This is a genomic window from Sorangium sp. So ce381 (assembly GCF_051473845.1).
In the GTDB taxonomy this organism is placed as follows: domain Bacteria; phylum Myxococcota_A; class Polyangia; order Polyangiales; family Polyangiaceae; genus Sorangium; species Sorangium atrum.
Genome location: NZ_CP150336.1, coordinates 1,674,174 through 1,690,388, shown reverse-complemented (window position 1 = coordinate 1,690,388; position 16,215 = coordinate 1,674,174). Strand labels below are relative to the sequence as shown.

Sequence of the window (16,215 nt, the reverse complement as noted above, 5' to 3'; positions counted from 1 at the left end):
CCCTCACGCGATCGCCTGCCGCCGCTCCGCTGCCTCGTCAGCACGCTCGTTGCCATGGCCGTCGAGGAGCTCGCGCGCCGCCTCGGCCGCCATGTGCCACCCGGTCATCAGGCGGAACTGGCGGCGTGCCTCGACGAGGAGCACCTCGCGGCCATCGATCACCGGTTGACCCAGCGCCTCTGCGGCCCGAACGAGCGGCGTCGGCGCGGCTCCGACCACCAGATCCACGACGATCGCCCCCCTCGCCAGCCCTCGAACATCGAAGGGGAACTCGCCGTCGTGGCCCGCGCAGGGCGTCGCATTGACCACGATGGCGTAGTCGCCCACAGCGAAGTCAGCGAGCGGCGCGAACGGCAGGCCCAAGAGGGACGCCGCGAAGCGGCCACGCTCGAGGCCCCGGTTCACGAGCGTCACCTCCGCGCCGGCTCCATCGAAGGCCGCCGCCGCGGCGCGCCCCGCGCCCCCGCAGCCGACCACGGCCACCCTGCGCCTCGCCACGTCGACCCTCCGCGCGCGCAGCGGCGAGAGGACCCCCTCGGCATCGGTCGTCGTCGCGAGCCACGATCGGCCGCGCTGGACGAGGAGGTTCGCCGCCCCCGCGCGCCGAGCGACGGGGCTCGCCACGGCCGCGGCCGCGAGCGCCGCCTCCTTGTGCGGAGAGATGACCGTGAGCCCCTTCAAAGGCATCCCCAGCGCGGCCAGACCTGCCCGCACCCTGTCGGACCAGAGGTCTTCGAAGCGCTCCGCCGAGAAGGGCAGGTACAACGCCGGCACGCTGGCCACGCGGTACGCCGCGTTGTGGAGCCTCGGGGACAGCGAGCGCGAGACGACCGAGCCGACGATGCCGAACAGCTCGCGCACCGGCTTGAGCGATGGCAGCCCGTAGTCGGCAACGAGCTGCGCCGCGCTGATCTCCCCGCGTCCGGCTCGCGGCGCTCGACCGCGCCGAACGCGACCGGCGCGCCCAGGCGGGGGGCGAGGAGGCTCGTCCACGTGCCCGCCGGGCCCGCGGCGAACGCCGTCACGTCCCGCCGTCCGAGATCCGCGAGGAACTCCAGCGCTGCGAGCGCCTCGGCCGTGTGCGTCACGGTCGGCACCACCCGATAGAGCCACGCCGCCGCGCGATCCAGCACGCCGAGCCGATCGCGGTAGTCCCAGCGGTCTGCCGCGGTCCCGTGCCACGAGATCACGCGCCGCTCCGGCGGGATGCGCTCGAGGACGCGGGGCACCAGATCCCGCTCGGCCTCGAGATCGACGCGATCGTACCGCTCCGCCGCTGCGATCAGCCGCTCATGGCGGGCCGCGAGCTCGCCGTCGAACGAGCCCCCCTCGCGGCGGCTCCGCAGGCTGTAAACGAGCTTTCCATTGAAATGGCGGCGGAGGACGCCCGGATCGACGCTGCCCACCCGATCCGCGCGCACCTCCACGAAGCGCACCCTCGCCGGCAGCGCCGTGAGCTCCTCGCCGGAGCGCGAGGGCGGCCTCGTGAGCGTGGCGATCAGGGCGACTTCAGGAACGATCTCGCGCACTCGCATGGGCCTTGTCGCGCCTCGGCCCGAAGCAAGTGCATGGCGCGTGCCAGGGCGCGTCAGATCCCATGATGGCAAAGGTGCGCAGGAGGGGTGGCGGAGCTGCGCATGAGGACGTCGCGTCGCCGTGACAGTCACAGTCACTGAAGGTTACGCCGCTGCTCTTCGCGGGCGAGCTCCTCCATATGGGCAATCCTCCCGCGCGCACGGCTGCTCATTGCACCATGCTCACCGGCAAGGGCTCGCCTTCGCGCGCGAGGTAGACAGTGGCGGTCAGCTCGCCCCTCTCGTCGGGCATCGGCGGCGAGGCGAAGAAGCCGGCGTTCCAGATCCGGGAGCCGGGGGTCATGAAGGCCCCCTGGACGAAGCGCCGGTAGCTCTCGAAGTCGGTGTGGCTCGTCTCGATACGGCACATGCTGCCGTGGCAATCGACGTTGCGCAGCGCCGATGACTCGGGCAGCACCGCGGCGACGCGGGAGCTGACCGTGCGGCTCGCCTCCGCGGTCCAGGCGGGGTCGGGGCGCTCGGACGCGAACACCGTGTCGAGCTCGCTCTTCATCTCCGCGGGCTCGAGCGTGGGGCGGGCCGGCTCGTCCTGCACATCGCCCCGGGGCGACGCCTCGTCCTCGTCATCCTGCCCCGGGTCCGGAGCGAGCGGAGCCGTCTGCCGCGCGAGCACGGGCGCGGCCGCGGTCAGAACGGCCTTGTTCTGCGGGCGGCCCTGCGCCGCCTCCATCGACACGGACAGCGATTGCATCTCGGTGCGGAGGCCCGCTAGCTGCTGCTCGTGCCGCCGTTCGCTCATCACGCTGAACCCGGCGGCGGCCCCGACGAGCACGACGAATGTGACGATGACATGACCGTTCTTCATGGCTGTCTCCAGAGCAAGTGTCGCTCGCTGCGGGACGGGCCCGGGGAGGCTCGCTCCCCGGGGCCGGCCGTCGTGCTCAGTACGTCACAGTGGTGATGCGGCCGCTCGGGGTGATGTCGCACGCCAGGTACGACGACCCGTTGGCGGTGTGGTAGCTCGTCACGTTGATCTGCTGGAACACGTTGACGGAGGTGAGCGACTTCGCCGCATAGAGATCCCAGACGTAGCCGTCCCAGCTCGTGCCGATGGCGCGGCAGCTCACGTCGCTGCTGAGGTTGAAGGCAATGCCGCCCACCGAGAAGTTGGTCCAGCCGGCGTGATCCACGACGGCGGGGACGAGCCAGGCACGCGGGCCAGCGCAGCCGGTAGAGCCGTTGTTGTAGATGTTGCCCCAGTACTCCGAGAAGCACGCGCGATCGGAAGGCGCGACGGTGGTCCCGGCGCTGGCTGTCGTCGTCCTGGCGGTGGCGGGCGCGGCGACAGCACCGACGGAGACGGCGGCCACGGCGGCGAGGAGGAAGCTCTTGAAGGTGGTGCTCATGTGAGGAGTTCTCCGGAGGGCAATCATTGTTTGTCGGGAGCGGTGCCCTCCGTCCGCGCCCGCAGCTGCGTTTTGCAGCGCCCGTGCCGCGGGCTTCCGGGAGCGCGGAAAGCCTGGATTCGTGGCGCTCGGCGTGACTGGCAGCCTCCGTGGGCGAGCGAGTTGTCGCGCGGCGGTCACATCGCGCCGGGAGGTTGTCGCCTGGCAGGCGACACTTCGGCTCAGGCTCCGCCGCTGCGTCCTCCGGAGGAGCGAGCGCGAAGGAGAAGAGCCTCGCGCTCGCCTCCTCCGATCGCAAAGCCTGGCACGAGCTCTGGCGCGATATCCACGAGCTCCCTGCGCCCGAGCTCCCCTGCGGCGACCAGGCACGACACCAGCTCGATCACGTTGCGTAGCTCGCGCCCGTTTCCCGGCCATGCGTAAGCGAGCAGCGTCGTCTCCCCGCCGACCGAGACGCTCCCCCGCTCTCGCCTCAGCCCGCGCGAGCGCCCCGCCCCGCCGGCCCCACCTCGATAATCTGGCTCTCGGGCTCCCCCGCCTCGACCTCCAGCGCCGCGGCCGCCGCCTCGCCGGCCCCGCTCTCGGCCTCGGCCATGCGCCCCGCGTCCTCGGGCGGCTCCTCCCACGGCTGCGTGATCTGCATGGGCCGCACCGGCGGCACCCACGGCCTCGGCCCCGCCGCCGCCATGCGCCCCTCCTCGGCCGCGATCTCCATCAGGCTCTCGCGGCTGATGCTCACCAGCTCGAGGCGCACCGCCTCCGGCATCGAGCCCGCCCGCGCCGGCTCCGGCATCTCCGCCCCGATCGCCGCCGCGGCCCCCTCCCCCGCCGGCGCCGCGCCCATCCGGATCTCGGGCGCCGACGGCCACGCCCCGCCGAGCTCTCGCCCGATCGCATCGAGGCTCTCGCGCCCGAGCGTCGCCTCGCCGATGCGGATGTCCGGCAGCGACCCGGACGGCCGCGCTGGCGTCCCAGGTGACGCCGGCGCCTCGCGCACCGCCACCGGGCGCGCCAGCGACCGCGGCGGCCCTCCGTTGGCCAGGAGGACCAGCCCCGCGACGGCGCTGCGCCGGCCCCCCGGCGACGACGGCGGCGCGGCGCGCGTCGATCCCAGCGGCTGCGGCTCGCCGAAGGACGCCGCCGCCCCGCTGATCGGCGGCGGCACCTCGCGCACCTCGGCGGCCGGCCGGCGCGCCGGCAAGGTCACCGCCTCCCCGCGCGGGCGCGACCGGGTGCGCCGCGGCGCGGCCCGGACCTGCCGGGACGCCGCCGGGGTCCCCTCGTCGATCTCGCGCAGGCCGTGCTCGATCGCGGACGCCACATCGCGCCGGTCCGCCCACGTGGGCATCACCACGCAGAGGATCGCCTCGGCGGCCACCCCGAAATACACGTCGACGGGCGCCGCGCCCCCGTACGGCACCAGATCCTCGCGCCTCAGCTCCACGCACCCGAGCCGGCCCCGCTCCCCGAGGCTCAGCGCCGCGTCGACGATCTGGCTGCGGCCCTCCCTGGGCATGTCGCGCGGCACGCGTTTGGTGACGAGCCGCCCCCGCCGGGTGATCACGAACGCGAAGTCCGCCCCCGCAGCCACATAGGTTCGGTCCGAGATCGCATCGAGATCCACCACGCGCCCATCCTACCCGATCCAGGGGGTCCCCGTCTCGGGATCATGCCTGTCCGCGCCTCGCAGCCCCCTCCCGCCGCGGCGGAGGTGCTGTGTTGTGCGAGATACCGACAGAGCCCCTGTTTTTCTACAGCGCTGTTATCAACCCAACCCGCGCATCGCAAGCCTCCCGCGCCCTGCTTCGCGCGCTTCGCCGCCTTCCCCCGCGGCCGCCTCTCACGGCACGACGTGCAGCATCCCCATCATGCCCGCGTCGGCGTGATCGAGGATGTGGCAGTGGAACATCCACATGCCAGGCCGGTTGTCGTAACGCACCGCGAAGCGGGCCGCGCCGTCGACAGGCACGTTCACCGTGTCCTTCCACGCGAGCGGCCTGACCGGCTGACCGTCGGCGCCGAGCACCTGAAAAAAGAAGCCGTGCAGGTGGAACGGGTGATCGAACTCCATCGTGTTCTCGACGGTCCACACCGCGGTCTCGCCCACCGCCGCCACGAGCGGCTCCGCCTCCCACGAGGGCACGCCGTTGATGCCCATCACGAGGTCGCCCGGGCCCTCCTCCCGCGTGAGCTGCAGATCGACGCGCCTCGCCGCCGCCGTGTCGAGCGCCTCGATGCGCCGCGCGACCTCGGGGAGCGGGTCGTCCTCGGCCAGGGGCTCGTCCGCGAGGCGCAGCCGGAAGGCCTCGACCTCGGGCCTCTCGAAGGTCGCGCCATAGCCGCGATCGTAGGGCACCCAGCGCACCGACAGCGTCGCGCCCGGCGCCCCGCGCGGCGTCACGAGCACGTCGGCGCGCTCTCCGGGGGTGAGCAGGATCCTGTCCTCCTCGACCGGGTGCTCCAGGAGCCCGCCGTCTCCGCCGATGCGGGTGAAGCGGTGATCCGTGATCAGGAGCTGGTAATAGCGGGACTTGGCCGCGTTGACGATGCGCCACCGCTGCCTGAGCCCGGCGCGCGCCCCGATCACCGGGTTGACGCGCCCGTTGACGAGCAGGAGGTCGCCCTCGCGCCCGAACAGCGTGCCGAGATTGCCGCCCGCCTGCGGGTCCTCGAGCGAGCCGTCGTCGCGCAGGCTGACGTCGCTGAGCACGAGCACGAGCTGGTCGCCGAGCTCCGCGGGCTCGTCCGGATCCTCGACGAGCAGCGGGCCGTAGAGGCCATTGCCCGCCTGCACCGCGGAATTGACGTGCGGGTGATACCAGTACAGCCCCGCGTCCGGCACCACGAAGTCGTACGTGAAGTCGCCGCCCGGCGGCGTCTCCGGCTGGCTGTGCCCGGGCGCGCCATCCATCGCCGCCGGCAAACGCACGCCATGCCAGTGGACCGTCGTTGGCGCCGGCAGCTCGTTGCGGAGGTGCACGATCACGCGATCTCCCACCCTGGCGCGGAGCAGCGGGCCGGGGAGCCCGCCGTTGTAGGTCCAGGTCGGCGTCTTCTTGCCGGCCGCGATCTCCACGTCCTCGACGCGCGCCGTCAGATCGACCTCGAGCACCCCAGGCCTCGCGTCGAGATCGCGCGCCGGTCGCAGCGCCACAGCGCTGTCCCACCCCTCCGGCTGCGACGGAGGCTCGGCCGCGCACCCGATCGCGGCGACGGCGAGCCAGAGGCCCGCGAAAGGACAAGCAGAACGCCGGCACAGCATATCGCGCGGACGGATCTTACCACCAACCGGCGGAGAACCCGCGTGTTTTCGCGGGCTTCGCCGGCCCGCCGCGCGTCGGCTCCAGGTCAGCTCAGCCGAGGCGCGGCCTCGGGCGGGTCGTCGATGGCGGGCGCCGCCGCCTCCTCCCGGCGCAGGTGGCTCTCGCCGCGGCGCGCGGCGAACGCCGCGGCGAAGACCTCGTCGACCTCCGGGCGCTCGGGCGCGTCGTACAGGAACCACGCGCCCTGCACGCGCTCCGGCGTCACGTCGAGGACCGCGTACCCGCGGCGCCACAGGTCGACGTACTTGACGTGCGGGTTCGTGAGGAACAGCGGCTCGGTCGTCCGGGCCTGCTCCTCGGTGAGCCACGGGGAGGTGATCCCCGGCACCGCGATCTCGACCGCCAGCGCGCCCCGGCCGGTCGCGGCGTCGTAGCGCGCCGGATCGAGCGGCGCCGGCGCGAGCTCGATCGCCCACGACGCGTGGGTGTCGCCGCTGAGCACGACGACGTCGCGCACGCGCTCCTCGTCGAGGAGCTCGAAGAAGCGCTGGCGCGCCGCCGGATACCCGTCCCACGCGTCCGTGTTCAGGTCCTGCGGGACCTGGCCCATCAGCACCTGCTGGCCGATGACCTTCCACGCCGCCGTCGAGCCCGCGAGCTCCGCGCGCAGCCACGCCTCCTGATCGCGCCCGAGGATCGTCCGCGCCGGCGCCTCGATCGCCGCGCGGTCGCCCGGGTCGGCCTGCTGGTCGCGCCCCCAGGAGCGCGTGTCGAGCAGGAAGAGGTCGACGAGATCGCCATAGCGCAGCGCGCGCCAGATCCGGCCGGCATCGCCCGGGTGCTCGCGGATCGGCATCCACTCCGCGTAGACGCGCTGCGCGGCCGCCCTGCGCACCTCCCACGCCCCCTCGGCAGGCCACGTGTGGTTCGCCGCGCCGCCCTTCCATGTGTTGTTCGCGAGCTCATGGTCGTCCCAGACCGTGATGAACGGGTGCTGCTGGTGAGCCGCCTGGAGATCCCTGTCGCGCCGGTACTGGGCATAACGGGCGCGGTAGTCGGCGAGCGTCACGATCTCGTGCGCGGGCTCGTAATACCGCGCGCTCCCGTACTCGCCGGTGCCGAATTCGTAGATGTAATCGCCGAGGTGGATCACCGCGTCGAGGTCGAGGCGCGCGGCGATGTGCCGGTAGCCGTGGAACAGCCCGTGCGCATAGCTCGAGCACGACGCGACGGCGAAGCGCAGCCGCCCAGCGCCGCCGCGCGGCGCCGTCCTCGTGCGCCCGACCGGCGACGATCCGCCGAGGGCGATGAACCGGTAATAATAGGTCTTCCCCGGGTCGAGCCCGCCGGCGTCGACCTTGACCGTGTGATCGCGCTCCTCGTCCGTCAGGACCGCCCCCGCGCCCACGATCCGGCTGAAGCCGGCGTCGAGCGCGATCTGCCATGTCACCGCCACCGCGCCCGCCTTCACCGGCGTCACGCGCGTCCAGAGGATGACGGCATCGGGCAGCGGATCCCCGCTCGCCACGCCGTGCTGGAATACCGCCTTCGACAGCTCGCTGTCCGGCGGCGGGGCGTCACCCGACGCCGGCAGAGGCTCACCGCCGTCCGGCGCGCCGCCCCCGCCGCCCGACACTCCGGGGAGCGCGGCGAGGCTGAACATGGATACGCTGCAAAGGATGCTTCGCCGGGCCATCGACATGATCTCGCCCCCCGTCGACCGCGTGCGGTGAGCTGCGTATGACGCGCGCACCGCCGCCCCGGCAAGCGGAAACGAGCTCTGTAACGCGTCCGTCGCGCCGCGCTCTCAGCGATGTTCGTTTCGGGCGCCCGGCGCCGACTCAGGTGTTGCGACCGACCACGTCGAGCAACGCGACGAGATCGACAGGCTTCTTCAGGATGTCGACCGATCCGAGCTCCGTGGCCCGCGGCGCCGCCCCCGCCGTCAGCACGACCACGGGGACGTCGGAGATCGCGGGCGTGCGCAGCTGCTCTGCGCGGAACGCGTATCCGTCCATCCCCGGCATCATCAGATCGAGCACGATGAGCGCCGGCGTGGGCGCCTCGCGGAGCCTGGCCAGCGCGTCCGCGCCGTCCCGGGCCGTCATCACCTCGTATCCCTCGTCGCACAGGACGGTCACGAGCGCATCGCAGACGCCTGGGTCGTCCTCGACGATGAAGATCGTCTTCCGTCGGGAGGGGCCCTGCTCCGCGAGCCTCCGCCCCATCGGGCCCAGAGGGCGCGCCGGATCGCCCTGCTCCGCGCCGCCCCCTCCTCCGGGAGCGCACGGGACATCGACGCCAGCGCCCCTGCGCGATCCGCTCCGGCCCATCGAGGGACCCATAAGGCGCGGAGCCGCGGCGCGCAATTTGAATCGCGCCGCAGTCTATGCACCATGCGTCCTCCGCGGCTGCGGAGCCTGCCAGCGGGTCGTTCCTGGCGATGCCATGACGGTGCGCGTGCGAGCTCGTCCGGAGCGCCATGGAAGCGCCCGGGCGGTGGTCACGGCGGTATGAGGGCTGCATGCGCGCTCGGCATGAACGTGGCCGTGATCTTCTATTCCCTCTATGGCGGCACGGCCGCGCTCGCGGCCGCCGTGGCGCAGGGCGCCGAGCAGGCCGGAGCGACCGTGCGGCTCCGGCGCGTCGCCGATCTGGCAGCGATCGAGGACCGGTGGAGCACGGCGAATGAGCGGATCCGCGCCGCGCGGGAACACCTCACCTCCGTCCCGCCGGCGCAGCGAGACGACCTCTTCTGGGCGGACGGCATCGCCATCGGCTCGCCCGCGCGTTATGGCGCGATGTGCGCGGAGATCCGGCGCTTCCTCGACGGATCGAGGCAGCCGTCGGGAGATCTCGCCGGCAAGGTAGCCTCGGTGTTCTGCTCGCCGTCCGCGGTCCAGGGAGCGCAGCGCGCGACGCTCCAGGCGACGCTCGCCTCCCTCGCCGGCCATGGACTCCTGCTCCAGGCCCCCGCCCGCGCGGAGATGGAGCCGACGAGCAGGGCCGCGCAGCGCGACGGCCCGCCTCGGGCGAGCGCGGATCACGCGCCGGCGGAGCTCGACCTCGCGCCGGCGCGCGCCCTCGGCCGCAGGCTCGCGCTGTTCGAGGACCGGACTCGCGGGCAGGCGCGGAGAGCCGGCCGCGCCGTCGGCCTGTGCCGTTGACCGCGCCGGCGCCGCCGGCCCTGGAGTCCCGGACAACCGCGCAGCAAATCAGCAAGCGCCAGCCTCTTCTTCGGCACTCGCGTAGAGCGCCTCCGCGTTGGGCTGTTACACCAGCGGCGATACCTCGCTACCGGTCATAACCGATGGATCGTCAGGCCGGGCCCGAGATGGGCCGCCGGCGACCACCTCAGCCGTAGACAGGAGAGAGCTCAGCGAACCATGAGCGCACACGCTCACCGCAAGAACTATCATCCTTCGCCTCGGCGCGAAGGCAGGCTCAGGAGCTCGAGGCACTCTCCGAGGACGACCGCGCAGCTGACCGCCGCGCGCGCCGCGCCCAGCCAGCCGGCCGGCGCGGAGCGGGTCCGCTTCTTCCTCCGGGTGGGCGCGTACTTCAAGGGCGAGTGGGCGCGCCTCGGGGCGCTCGCCGTGCTGGTCTGCGTCTCGATCACGATCAGCCTGCTCCAGGTGTGGCCCGTCGCCGTGATCGTGGATCTCATCTCGACCGGCCCGCGCACGGGGGACTTCGTCCATCGCATCCTGCTCGCCCCGCTCCCGGACAGCCTGCTCGGCCGCGTCCTCGGGCTCGCGGCGATCACGCTCGTCCTCCGCGTGGCGCAGGAGTTCGTGGGCATGGGCCGCGCCTTGCTCACGTTCCGCATCGGATACGGCGGGCTCACGCGCGTGCGGCGCGACGTGTACCGGAAGCTCCAGGCGCTCCACATGGGCTATCACCGGGCGCAGCCGCAGGGGGACGCCCTCTACCGGCTCAACCAGGACGCCTCCGGGTTCCACGGCATCCTCAACGTGGCGGTGGCGGTGATGGGGAGCGCGCTGACGCTCGCCGTGATGATCTGCATCATGGCCTCGCGCAGCCTGGAGCTCACGATCCTCGCGCTCGCGGTCGTGCCGCCGCTCCTCCTCACGAACGCCAAGTTCGGGCGCGTGCTGCACAAGAAGTGCACCGAGGCGAAGGAGGTCGAGAGCGAGTTCGCGACGTCCGTCCAGCGCTCGATGGCGTCGATCGGCCTCGTCCAGGCGTTCGGCCGCGAGGCGGACGAGGAGGCGCGCTTCCACACGACGCTGCGCAACAGCGTGAAGGCGTGGCTCAGGCTCCACCACGACGAGCTCCGCCACACGCTCGCCATGGGCTCGATCCTCGGGCTCGGCGGCGCGCTGGTGCTCGGCTACGGCGGCTACCTCATCGTCCAGGCCCGGGCGGGCGGGGGCGAGGCGGGCATGACGCTCGGCGCGCTGACGGCGTTCCTCGGTTACCTGGGCATGCTCTACGACCCGCTCTGCAAGCTGACCGGCGCCGGCGCCGCGGTGCAGGGCGGCGTCGCGGGCGCGCAGCGCGTCTTCGAGGTGCTGGACCGCGACCAGGCGGTCGTCGACAGGCACGACGCGGCCCACCTCCCGCCCCAGCCGCGCGCGCTCTCGCTCGATGGCGTCGGGTTCGAGTACCGCCCGGGTCACCCGGTGCTGCGCGGGGTCGACGCGACGATCCGGCCGGGCGAGATGGTCGCGTTCGTGGGCTCGGTCGGCGCCGGCAAGACGACGCTGCTCGGCCTGCTGCCGCGCTTCCACAACCCGACCTGCGGGGCGCTGCGGCTCGACGGCATCGACACGCGCGCGGTCCGCGTGGCCGACCTGCGCCGGCACATCGCGCTCGTCCTCCAGGACAGCATCCTCCTGCCGGCCACGATCGCGGAGAACATCGCCTACGGCCGCCCCTCCGCGACCGACGCGGAGATCCGGATGGCGGCCGAGATGGCGGGGGCGGCCGGCTTCGTCGAGGCGCTGCCGGACGGCTACCGGACGGCGATCGCCGACGGCGGGCTCAACCTGTCGACCGGCCAGCGTCAGCGCATCGCGATCGCGCGCGCGCTGCTGACGGACGCGCCCATCCTCGTGATCGACGAGCCGACCGACGGGCTCGACGCCGAGCACGAGCGGACCATCGGCGAGGCGCTGCGCGCGCTGAAGGGGAAGCGGACGATCGTCCTCATGAGCCACCGCCTGAGCACGGTCGTCGACTGCGACCAGATCTTCGTGATGGAGCGCGGCCGCATCGTCGAGCACGGCGGGCACGGAGAGCTCCTGCGGCGGGGCGGCGTCTACACCAAGATGGCGCGCTGGCAGCACCTCCACACAGGCCACGCCCCGGCGAAGAGCAGCCCGCGCCGCGTCCAGCCGGCGCCGTCGCCCGACGCGTACCGCGGCGAGGACGGCAGCTGGGCCGATGGGCTGATGGGCTGAGCGAAACGTCGGCAGGACGTAACAGAAACTCCGTTGAACACAGCGGCGGCGGTGACAGAGCCGCCTGGACGCCAGCGCGCGCAGCGGACAGAAGCGCGCGCGACGCCGCCGCCGCGCTTTTGGGCGCCGTCCGCCGCCACGAGGCGGCGGGGACGTGATAGAGCAGATGGGGCGCGCGCGGGCCGCGCCTTCGCCGGATCGCCATCGATGCTGCGGGCCACGAACATCGACAGCTTGAGCCGCGAAACGTTCGACGTCCTCGTCCTCGGCGCCGGGATCAACGGCGCCGTCGCGGCCGCGGCCCTCGCCGCGCGGGGGGCGAAGGTCGCGCTGATCGATCGGGGCGACTTCGCCGGATTCACCAGCCAGGAGTCGTCGAACCTCGCCTGGGGCGGCATCAAGTACATGGAGAGCTTCGAGTTTCCGCTCGTGCGGAAGCTCTGCACGTCGAGGAACCTCCTCCTCAGGAGCTACCCGTCGTCGGTGCAGGAGATCCGGTTCTACGCCGCGCACGAGCGGGGCTTCCGCCACGGGCTCTTCAAGCTCTTCCTCGGCACCTGGCTCTACTGGATCATCGGCAGCTTCTTCACGCGCATCCCTCGCCTGCTCTCCCGCCGGGCGATCGCGCGGGAGGAGCCGATCATCAACCTGGACGGCTGCGACGGAGGATTCGAGTACTCCGACGCGTACCTCGTCGACAACGACGCGCGGTTCGTCTGGGGCTTCGTGCGCGCGGCGCTCGATCACGGCGCGCGTGCGGCCAACTACGTCGAGTCGCTCGGCGCGCGGCGCGAGGGGGGCGGGTGGGTCACGCGCGCCCGCGACGTCCTGTCGGGCAGGGAGCTCGCCATCCGGTCGCGCGTGCTCGTGAACGCCTGCGGGCCGTTCGTGGACGCGCACAACGAGCTGACGGGCCAGCAGACCAGGCACCGCCACATCTTCTCGAAGGGCATCCACCTCATCGTGGATCGGCTCACCTCGAGCCGGCGGGTGCTCACGTTCTTCGCGGACGACGGCCGGCTGTTCTTCGTGATCCCGATGGGCTCGAGGACGTGCATCGGCACGACCGACACCCGCGTCGAGGGCCCGCGCGCGGCGGTGACGCCCGAGGACCGGCGCTTCGTGCTCTCCAACATCAACAAACGCCTCGACCTGCCCCGCCCCCTGACCGAGGCCGACGTCATCGCGGAGCGCTGCGGGGTGCGCCCCCTGGCCGTCGAGGGCGGCGGGGGCGGCGAGGACTGGCTTCAGCTCTCGCGCAAGCACGCCCTCGAGGTGGACCGGGCGCAGGCCCACGTGAGCATCTTCGGCGGCAAGCTCACCGATTGCATCAACGTGGGCGACGAGGTCTGCGCCGCCGTGCAGCGGCTCGGCGTCGCGCTGCCCCGCCCCGCGCAGCGCTGGTATGGCGAGCCGGCCGAGGCGCTTCGTAAAGAGTTCTTCCACAAGGCGCGCGCCCTCGATCTCGACGCGCTGACGCCGCCGCGCGCCTCGGAGACGCTCAGCACGCGGCTATGGCGCCGCTATGGCGCGCAGGCGCTCGGGCTGCTCGAGGACATCCGGAGCGACCCGAGGATGGCCGATCCGCTGATCGAAGGGGCGGAGGACCTGCGCTGCGAGGTCGCCCACGCCGCGAAGCACGAGATGATCGCGAAGCTCGACGATTTCCTGCGGCGGCGCACGAAGATCGCGCTGTTGCTCCGCCGCGAGGCGCTCGCGAGGTCGCCCGGCCTCCGCGAGGCGTGCAGGCTCCTCTTCGGGGACGAGGCCGACAGGCGGCTGGAGGAGTACTTCCAGGAGCACGGCGCCGGCCGCCACGCGGAGGGGAAGGCGCCCGCCGCGGCGCTGCCGGCCGGGTAGCGATTGCGCCCCGGAGCCTGATCAGGGGGCCCCCGGGCCGCTCCAGCGTCGCCCCGGCGCGCACCTCGCCGGGCTCATCGCGCCGGCGCGCCGCAGATGCGGTGGACCAGCTCGAGCAACGGCTCGATCTGGAGCGGCTTCTTCAGCAGGCCGGCGACGCGCAGCCGCGACGCCTCCTGCTCGACCCGCACGTCGGCGGACACGATCACCACCGGGATCGACGCGAGCGCCGGGTCGCGCTGGAGCTCGGCGCGGAGCTGCCACCCATCCATGATCGGCATCATCAGATCGAGCAGGATCAGCGCGGGCGGCCCGTTTCGCCGCAGCAGCTCGAGCGCCTCGGCGCCGTCCGCCGCCTCCTCGACGTCATACCCCTCGAACACGAGGAGCTGCGTCAGAATGCTCCTGATATCCAGATCGTCCTCGACGACCAGGATGCGCCCCGTTTTCTCGATCATGACCGAACCTCACGACCGGACTGCGCCACGCGGCGCGCTTCCTCAGCCGACCCGCCGAGCAGCCCAGCTGCGGCCCTGACCGATCGAGTGTTCATGGGCCCGGTGACGCAACTTGAGCGACCGCCGCTGCCGTGGCAAGCGGTCGGTCCCGCGGAGCGGCCCCGCAGCGCGCCGGAGCACGGACGGCGCGCACCCTGTCGGAGCCCGTCCGCCGCGGACGGCGGCGCGTCGCGCTCGCCGCCGCCGCGCCTACTGAGCGGCCTCCTCGGGAGACTCATCGGAGGCCCCGCCCGAGGCGGCGCTGCGCTCCTCGCCTGCCCCCGCGCGATCGTCATGGACAGGCAAGAGCACGCGGAAACACGCGCCCTTGCCGACCTCGCTCTCCACGTCGATCTCGCCCTGGAAGCTCGTCACGATGCCGTGGCAGATCGCGAGCCCGAGCCCCGTCCCTTCCCCGATGGGCTTCGTCGTGAAGAACGGGTCGAAGATGCGGCTCCGCAGCTCCGGCGCGATCCCGGGCCCGGTGTCGCACACCTCGATGCACACGCGGCCGGGCGGCGCGGGGGCGGTGGAGATCCGGATCTCGTTCTCCGACACCTTCCCCTCCGGCAGCGCCTGGGCGGCGTTCACGAGCAGGTTCAGGATCACCTGGCCGAGCTGCGCCTCGTTCGCGTGGACGGGCGGCACCGGGCTGAGCTCGAGGACGAGCCGCGCCTTGCTCTGTATCTGCTGCTGCGCCATCCGCAGGACCAGCTGGATCACGGGGTCGACGTCGACCGGGCCGAGCTCGCCGTCGTCGGCCCGCGAGAACGTCTTCAGGCCGCCCACGATGTGCCGTACCCGCGAGCCGCCCTCCGCGGCCTCGTCGAGCGCCGAGAGGAGCGCGTCGAGGCGCGCGCCGGCCCCCTTCGCGCGGAGCTCCTTGCGCGCGAAATCGACGTTCGCGACCATGTACGCGAGGGGGTTGTTGATCTCGTGCGCCACCCCGGCCGCGAGCGTGCCGAGCGAGGCCATGCGATCGGCGAGCTGGAGCCGCGTCTCCATCTGCCGGCGCTCCGTGACGTCGGACACGGCCCCGAGCATCCGGTACGCCCTGCCGGTCGCGTCGCGCAGCACGATGCCCCGGTCGTGGACGTCGGCGTAGCTGCCGTCCGCGAGCAGGCACCGGTACCACAGCTCGAACGTGCTCTCGTCCCCCTCCATCGCGCGCCGCAGGCCGTTCATCACGCGATCGCGATCCTCGGGGTGGACCCGCTCGAACCACCACACCGCGTCCTCTTCGATGTCGGCGCCGCCCGTGCCATAGAAGCTCCGCATGCGCTCGCTCCCGGTGACGCGCCCCGACGAGAGATCCCAGTCCCAGAAGGCGTCGCTCGTGGCGCGCACGACGAGCCGCATGCGCTCCTCGCTCGTCCGGAGCGCGTCCTCTGCGGCCTTGCGCGCCTTCATGTCGAAGGCGAAGCAGACGCCGCGATCGCGCGCCCCCTCGACCAGCGCAGGCGCGATGAGGACGGGCACGCGCCGCCCGTCGCGGGCCAGGAACTCCTTCTCGAACGGCGGGCAGACGCCGTTCTTCAGGACCTCCGAGAGGGCGCGCTGGTCCGCGGCGCGGTGCTCGGGCGGCGTGATCGCCATCCAGTTGAGGCGCCCCGCCTCGATGTCCTCGCGCGTGTAGCCCACCATGCCGAGGAACGCGTCGTTCGCGTCGAGCACGCCCCCCGCCGCGTCCCACACGAGGAGGCCGATCACCTCGGCGGACGCGTCGCGAAAGGAGCGCGCGGCGCGCTCGAGCAGCGCGCGCTCCGCGGGCGCCCGGTCGGCCACGTGCGCCGACGGCCGCCGCACCCACCACACCGCCGCGTCGAGCTGGATGGCGATCGACGGCTCGAGCGCCGCCGCCACGACCGTCGCGCCCGCCTCGAGCAGCGCCGTGGTCGCGCCCGCGCTCCCGGTGACGGCGACCACGGCCACGCGATCGCCCCCGGGCGCCGCGCGCAGCCGCCGGCAGAGCGCGAGCGTGTCCTCGAGCGGCCCCTCGTCCGCCAGCACGGCCACGTCGAACGGCTGAGTCGCCAGGAGATCCAGCCCGGCCTCGACGTCCCGGGCCGGGACCGCGACATAGCCGCGCGCCGCGGCGAGCGCCTGCGCAGCGCCCGAGGGGCCGCCTGGGAAGATCAAGATCCTGGGTGCCTGTGCTCCCGCCACGCGCGCAACATCCCGCGCGCGGCGCGCTGACGCAATACCGGCGCGGAGGTCATCTACGTTCC

The 16,215-nt window shown here is 72.9% G+C and carries 13 protein-coding genes; 3 read left to right on the top strand and 10 right to left on the bottom strand.

Annotated elements, in window-relative coordinates:
• Positions 1-3: 3 nt before the first annotated feature.
• From WMF29_RS06370 to WMF29_RS06335, 8 genes are all read right to left on the bottom strand, one after another.
• Positions 4-783, bottom strand: coding sequence for a hypothetical protein (locus tag WMF29_RS06370; protein WP_437327976.1), 780 nt, complete (start codon positions 781-783; stop codon positions 4-6).
• A complete protein-coding gene (locus WMF29_RS06365) occupies positions 678-1,535 on the bottom strand; it encodes a type I 3-dehydroquinate dehydratase (RefSeq protein WP_437327975.1) in 858 nt (285 codons plus the stop codon). The genes WMF29_RS06370 and WMF29_RS06365 overlap by 106 nt, the downstream gene beginning before the upstream one ends.
• Positions 1,536-1,743: 208 nt before the next feature.
• Complete coding sequence (locus WMF29_RS06360; RefSeq protein WP_437327974.1) at positions 1,744-2,400, bottom strand: hypothetical protein; 657 nt, start codon at positions 2,398-2,400, stop codon at positions 1,744-1,746.
• A gap of 76 nt (positions 2,401-2,476) precedes the next feature.
• The gene (locus tag WMF29_RS06355) at positions 2,477-2,941 is read right to left on the bottom strand and encodes a hypothetical protein (protein ID WP_437327973.1); all 465 of its coding nucleotides are present in this window, start codon (positions 2,939-2,941) and stop codon (positions 2,477-2,479) included.
• 472 nt (positions 2,942-3,413) lie between these two features.
• Positions 3,414-4,568 (bottom strand): hypothetical protein, encoded by a 1,155-nt coding sequence (locus WMF29_RS06350; protein WP_437327972.1) that lies wholly within the window; start codon positions 4,566-4,568, stop codon positions 3,414-3,416.
• Between the two features lie 213 nt (positions 4,569-4,781).
• Positions 4,782-6,095, bottom strand: a complete 1,314-nt coding sequence (locus WMF29_RS06345; RefSeq protein WP_437327971.1) for a multicopper oxidase family protein — start codon at positions 6,093-6,095, stop codon at positions 4,782-4,784.
• Positions 6,096-6,289: 194 nt separating this feature from the next.
• Positions 6,290-7,867: an alkaline phosphatase D family protein gene (locus tag WMF29_RS06340; protein WP_437327970.1), complete on the bottom strand. Its 1,578-nt coding sequence runs from the start codon at positions 7,865-7,867 to the stop codon at positions 6,290-6,292.
• 178 nt (positions 7,868-8,045) lie between these two features.
• Positions 8,046-8,537, bottom strand: a complete 492-nt coding sequence (locus WMF29_RS06335; RefSeq protein ID WP_437327969.1) for a response regulator — start codon at positions 8,535-8,537, stop codon at positions 8,046-8,048.
• 180 nt (positions 8,538-8,717) lie between these two features.
• On the opposite strand from WMF29_RS06335, the gene WMF29_RS06330 reads away from it, so the two are divergent.
• The 3 genes from WMF29_RS06330 to WMF29_RS06320 all read left to right on the top strand — a co-directional run bounded on the left by WMF29_RS06330 (position 8,718) and on the right by WMF29_RS06320 (position 13,490).
• A complete protein-coding gene (locus tag WMF29_RS06330) occupies positions 8,718-9,371 on the top strand; it encodes an NAD(P)H-dependent oxidoreductase (protein ID WP_437327968.1) in 654 nt (217 codons plus the stop codon).
• A 219-nt stretch (positions 9,372-9,590) separates the two neighbouring features.
• Positions 9,591-11,630: an ABC transporter ATP-binding protein gene (locus WMF29_RS06325; RefSeq protein WP_437327967.1), complete on the top strand. Its 2,040-nt coding sequence runs from the start codon at positions 9,591-9,593 to the stop codon at positions 11,628-11,630.
• Between the two features lie 207 nt (positions 11,631-11,837).
• The gene (locus tag WMF29_RS06320) at positions 11,838-13,490 is read left to right on the top strand and encodes a glycerol-3-phosphate dehydrogenase/oxidase (RefSeq protein WP_437327966.1); all 1,653 of its coding nucleotides are present in this window, start codon (positions 11,838-11,840) and stop codon (positions 13,488-13,490) included.
• 74 nt (positions 13,491-13,564) lie between these two features.
• On the opposite strand, the gene WMF29_RS06315 is transcribed toward WMF29_RS06320, so the two are convergent.
• Together WMF29_RS06315 and WMF29_RS06310 are read right to left on the bottom strand one after the other, a co-directional pair.
• Positions 13,565-13,948: a response regulator gene (locus WMF29_RS06315; protein WP_272100854.1), complete on the bottom strand. Its 384-nt coding sequence runs from the start codon at positions 13,946-13,948 to the stop codon at positions 13,565-13,567.
• Positions 13,949-14,197: 249 nt separating this feature from the next.
• Positions 14,198-16,126 carry an ATP-binding protein gene (locus WMF29_RS06310; protein ID WP_437327965.1) on the bottom strand — a complete coding sequence of 643 codons (1,929 nt, stop codon included), beginning with the start codon at positions 16,124-16,126 and terminating at the stop codon, positions 14,198-14,200.
• Positions 16,127-16,215 lie beyond the last annotated feature (89 nt).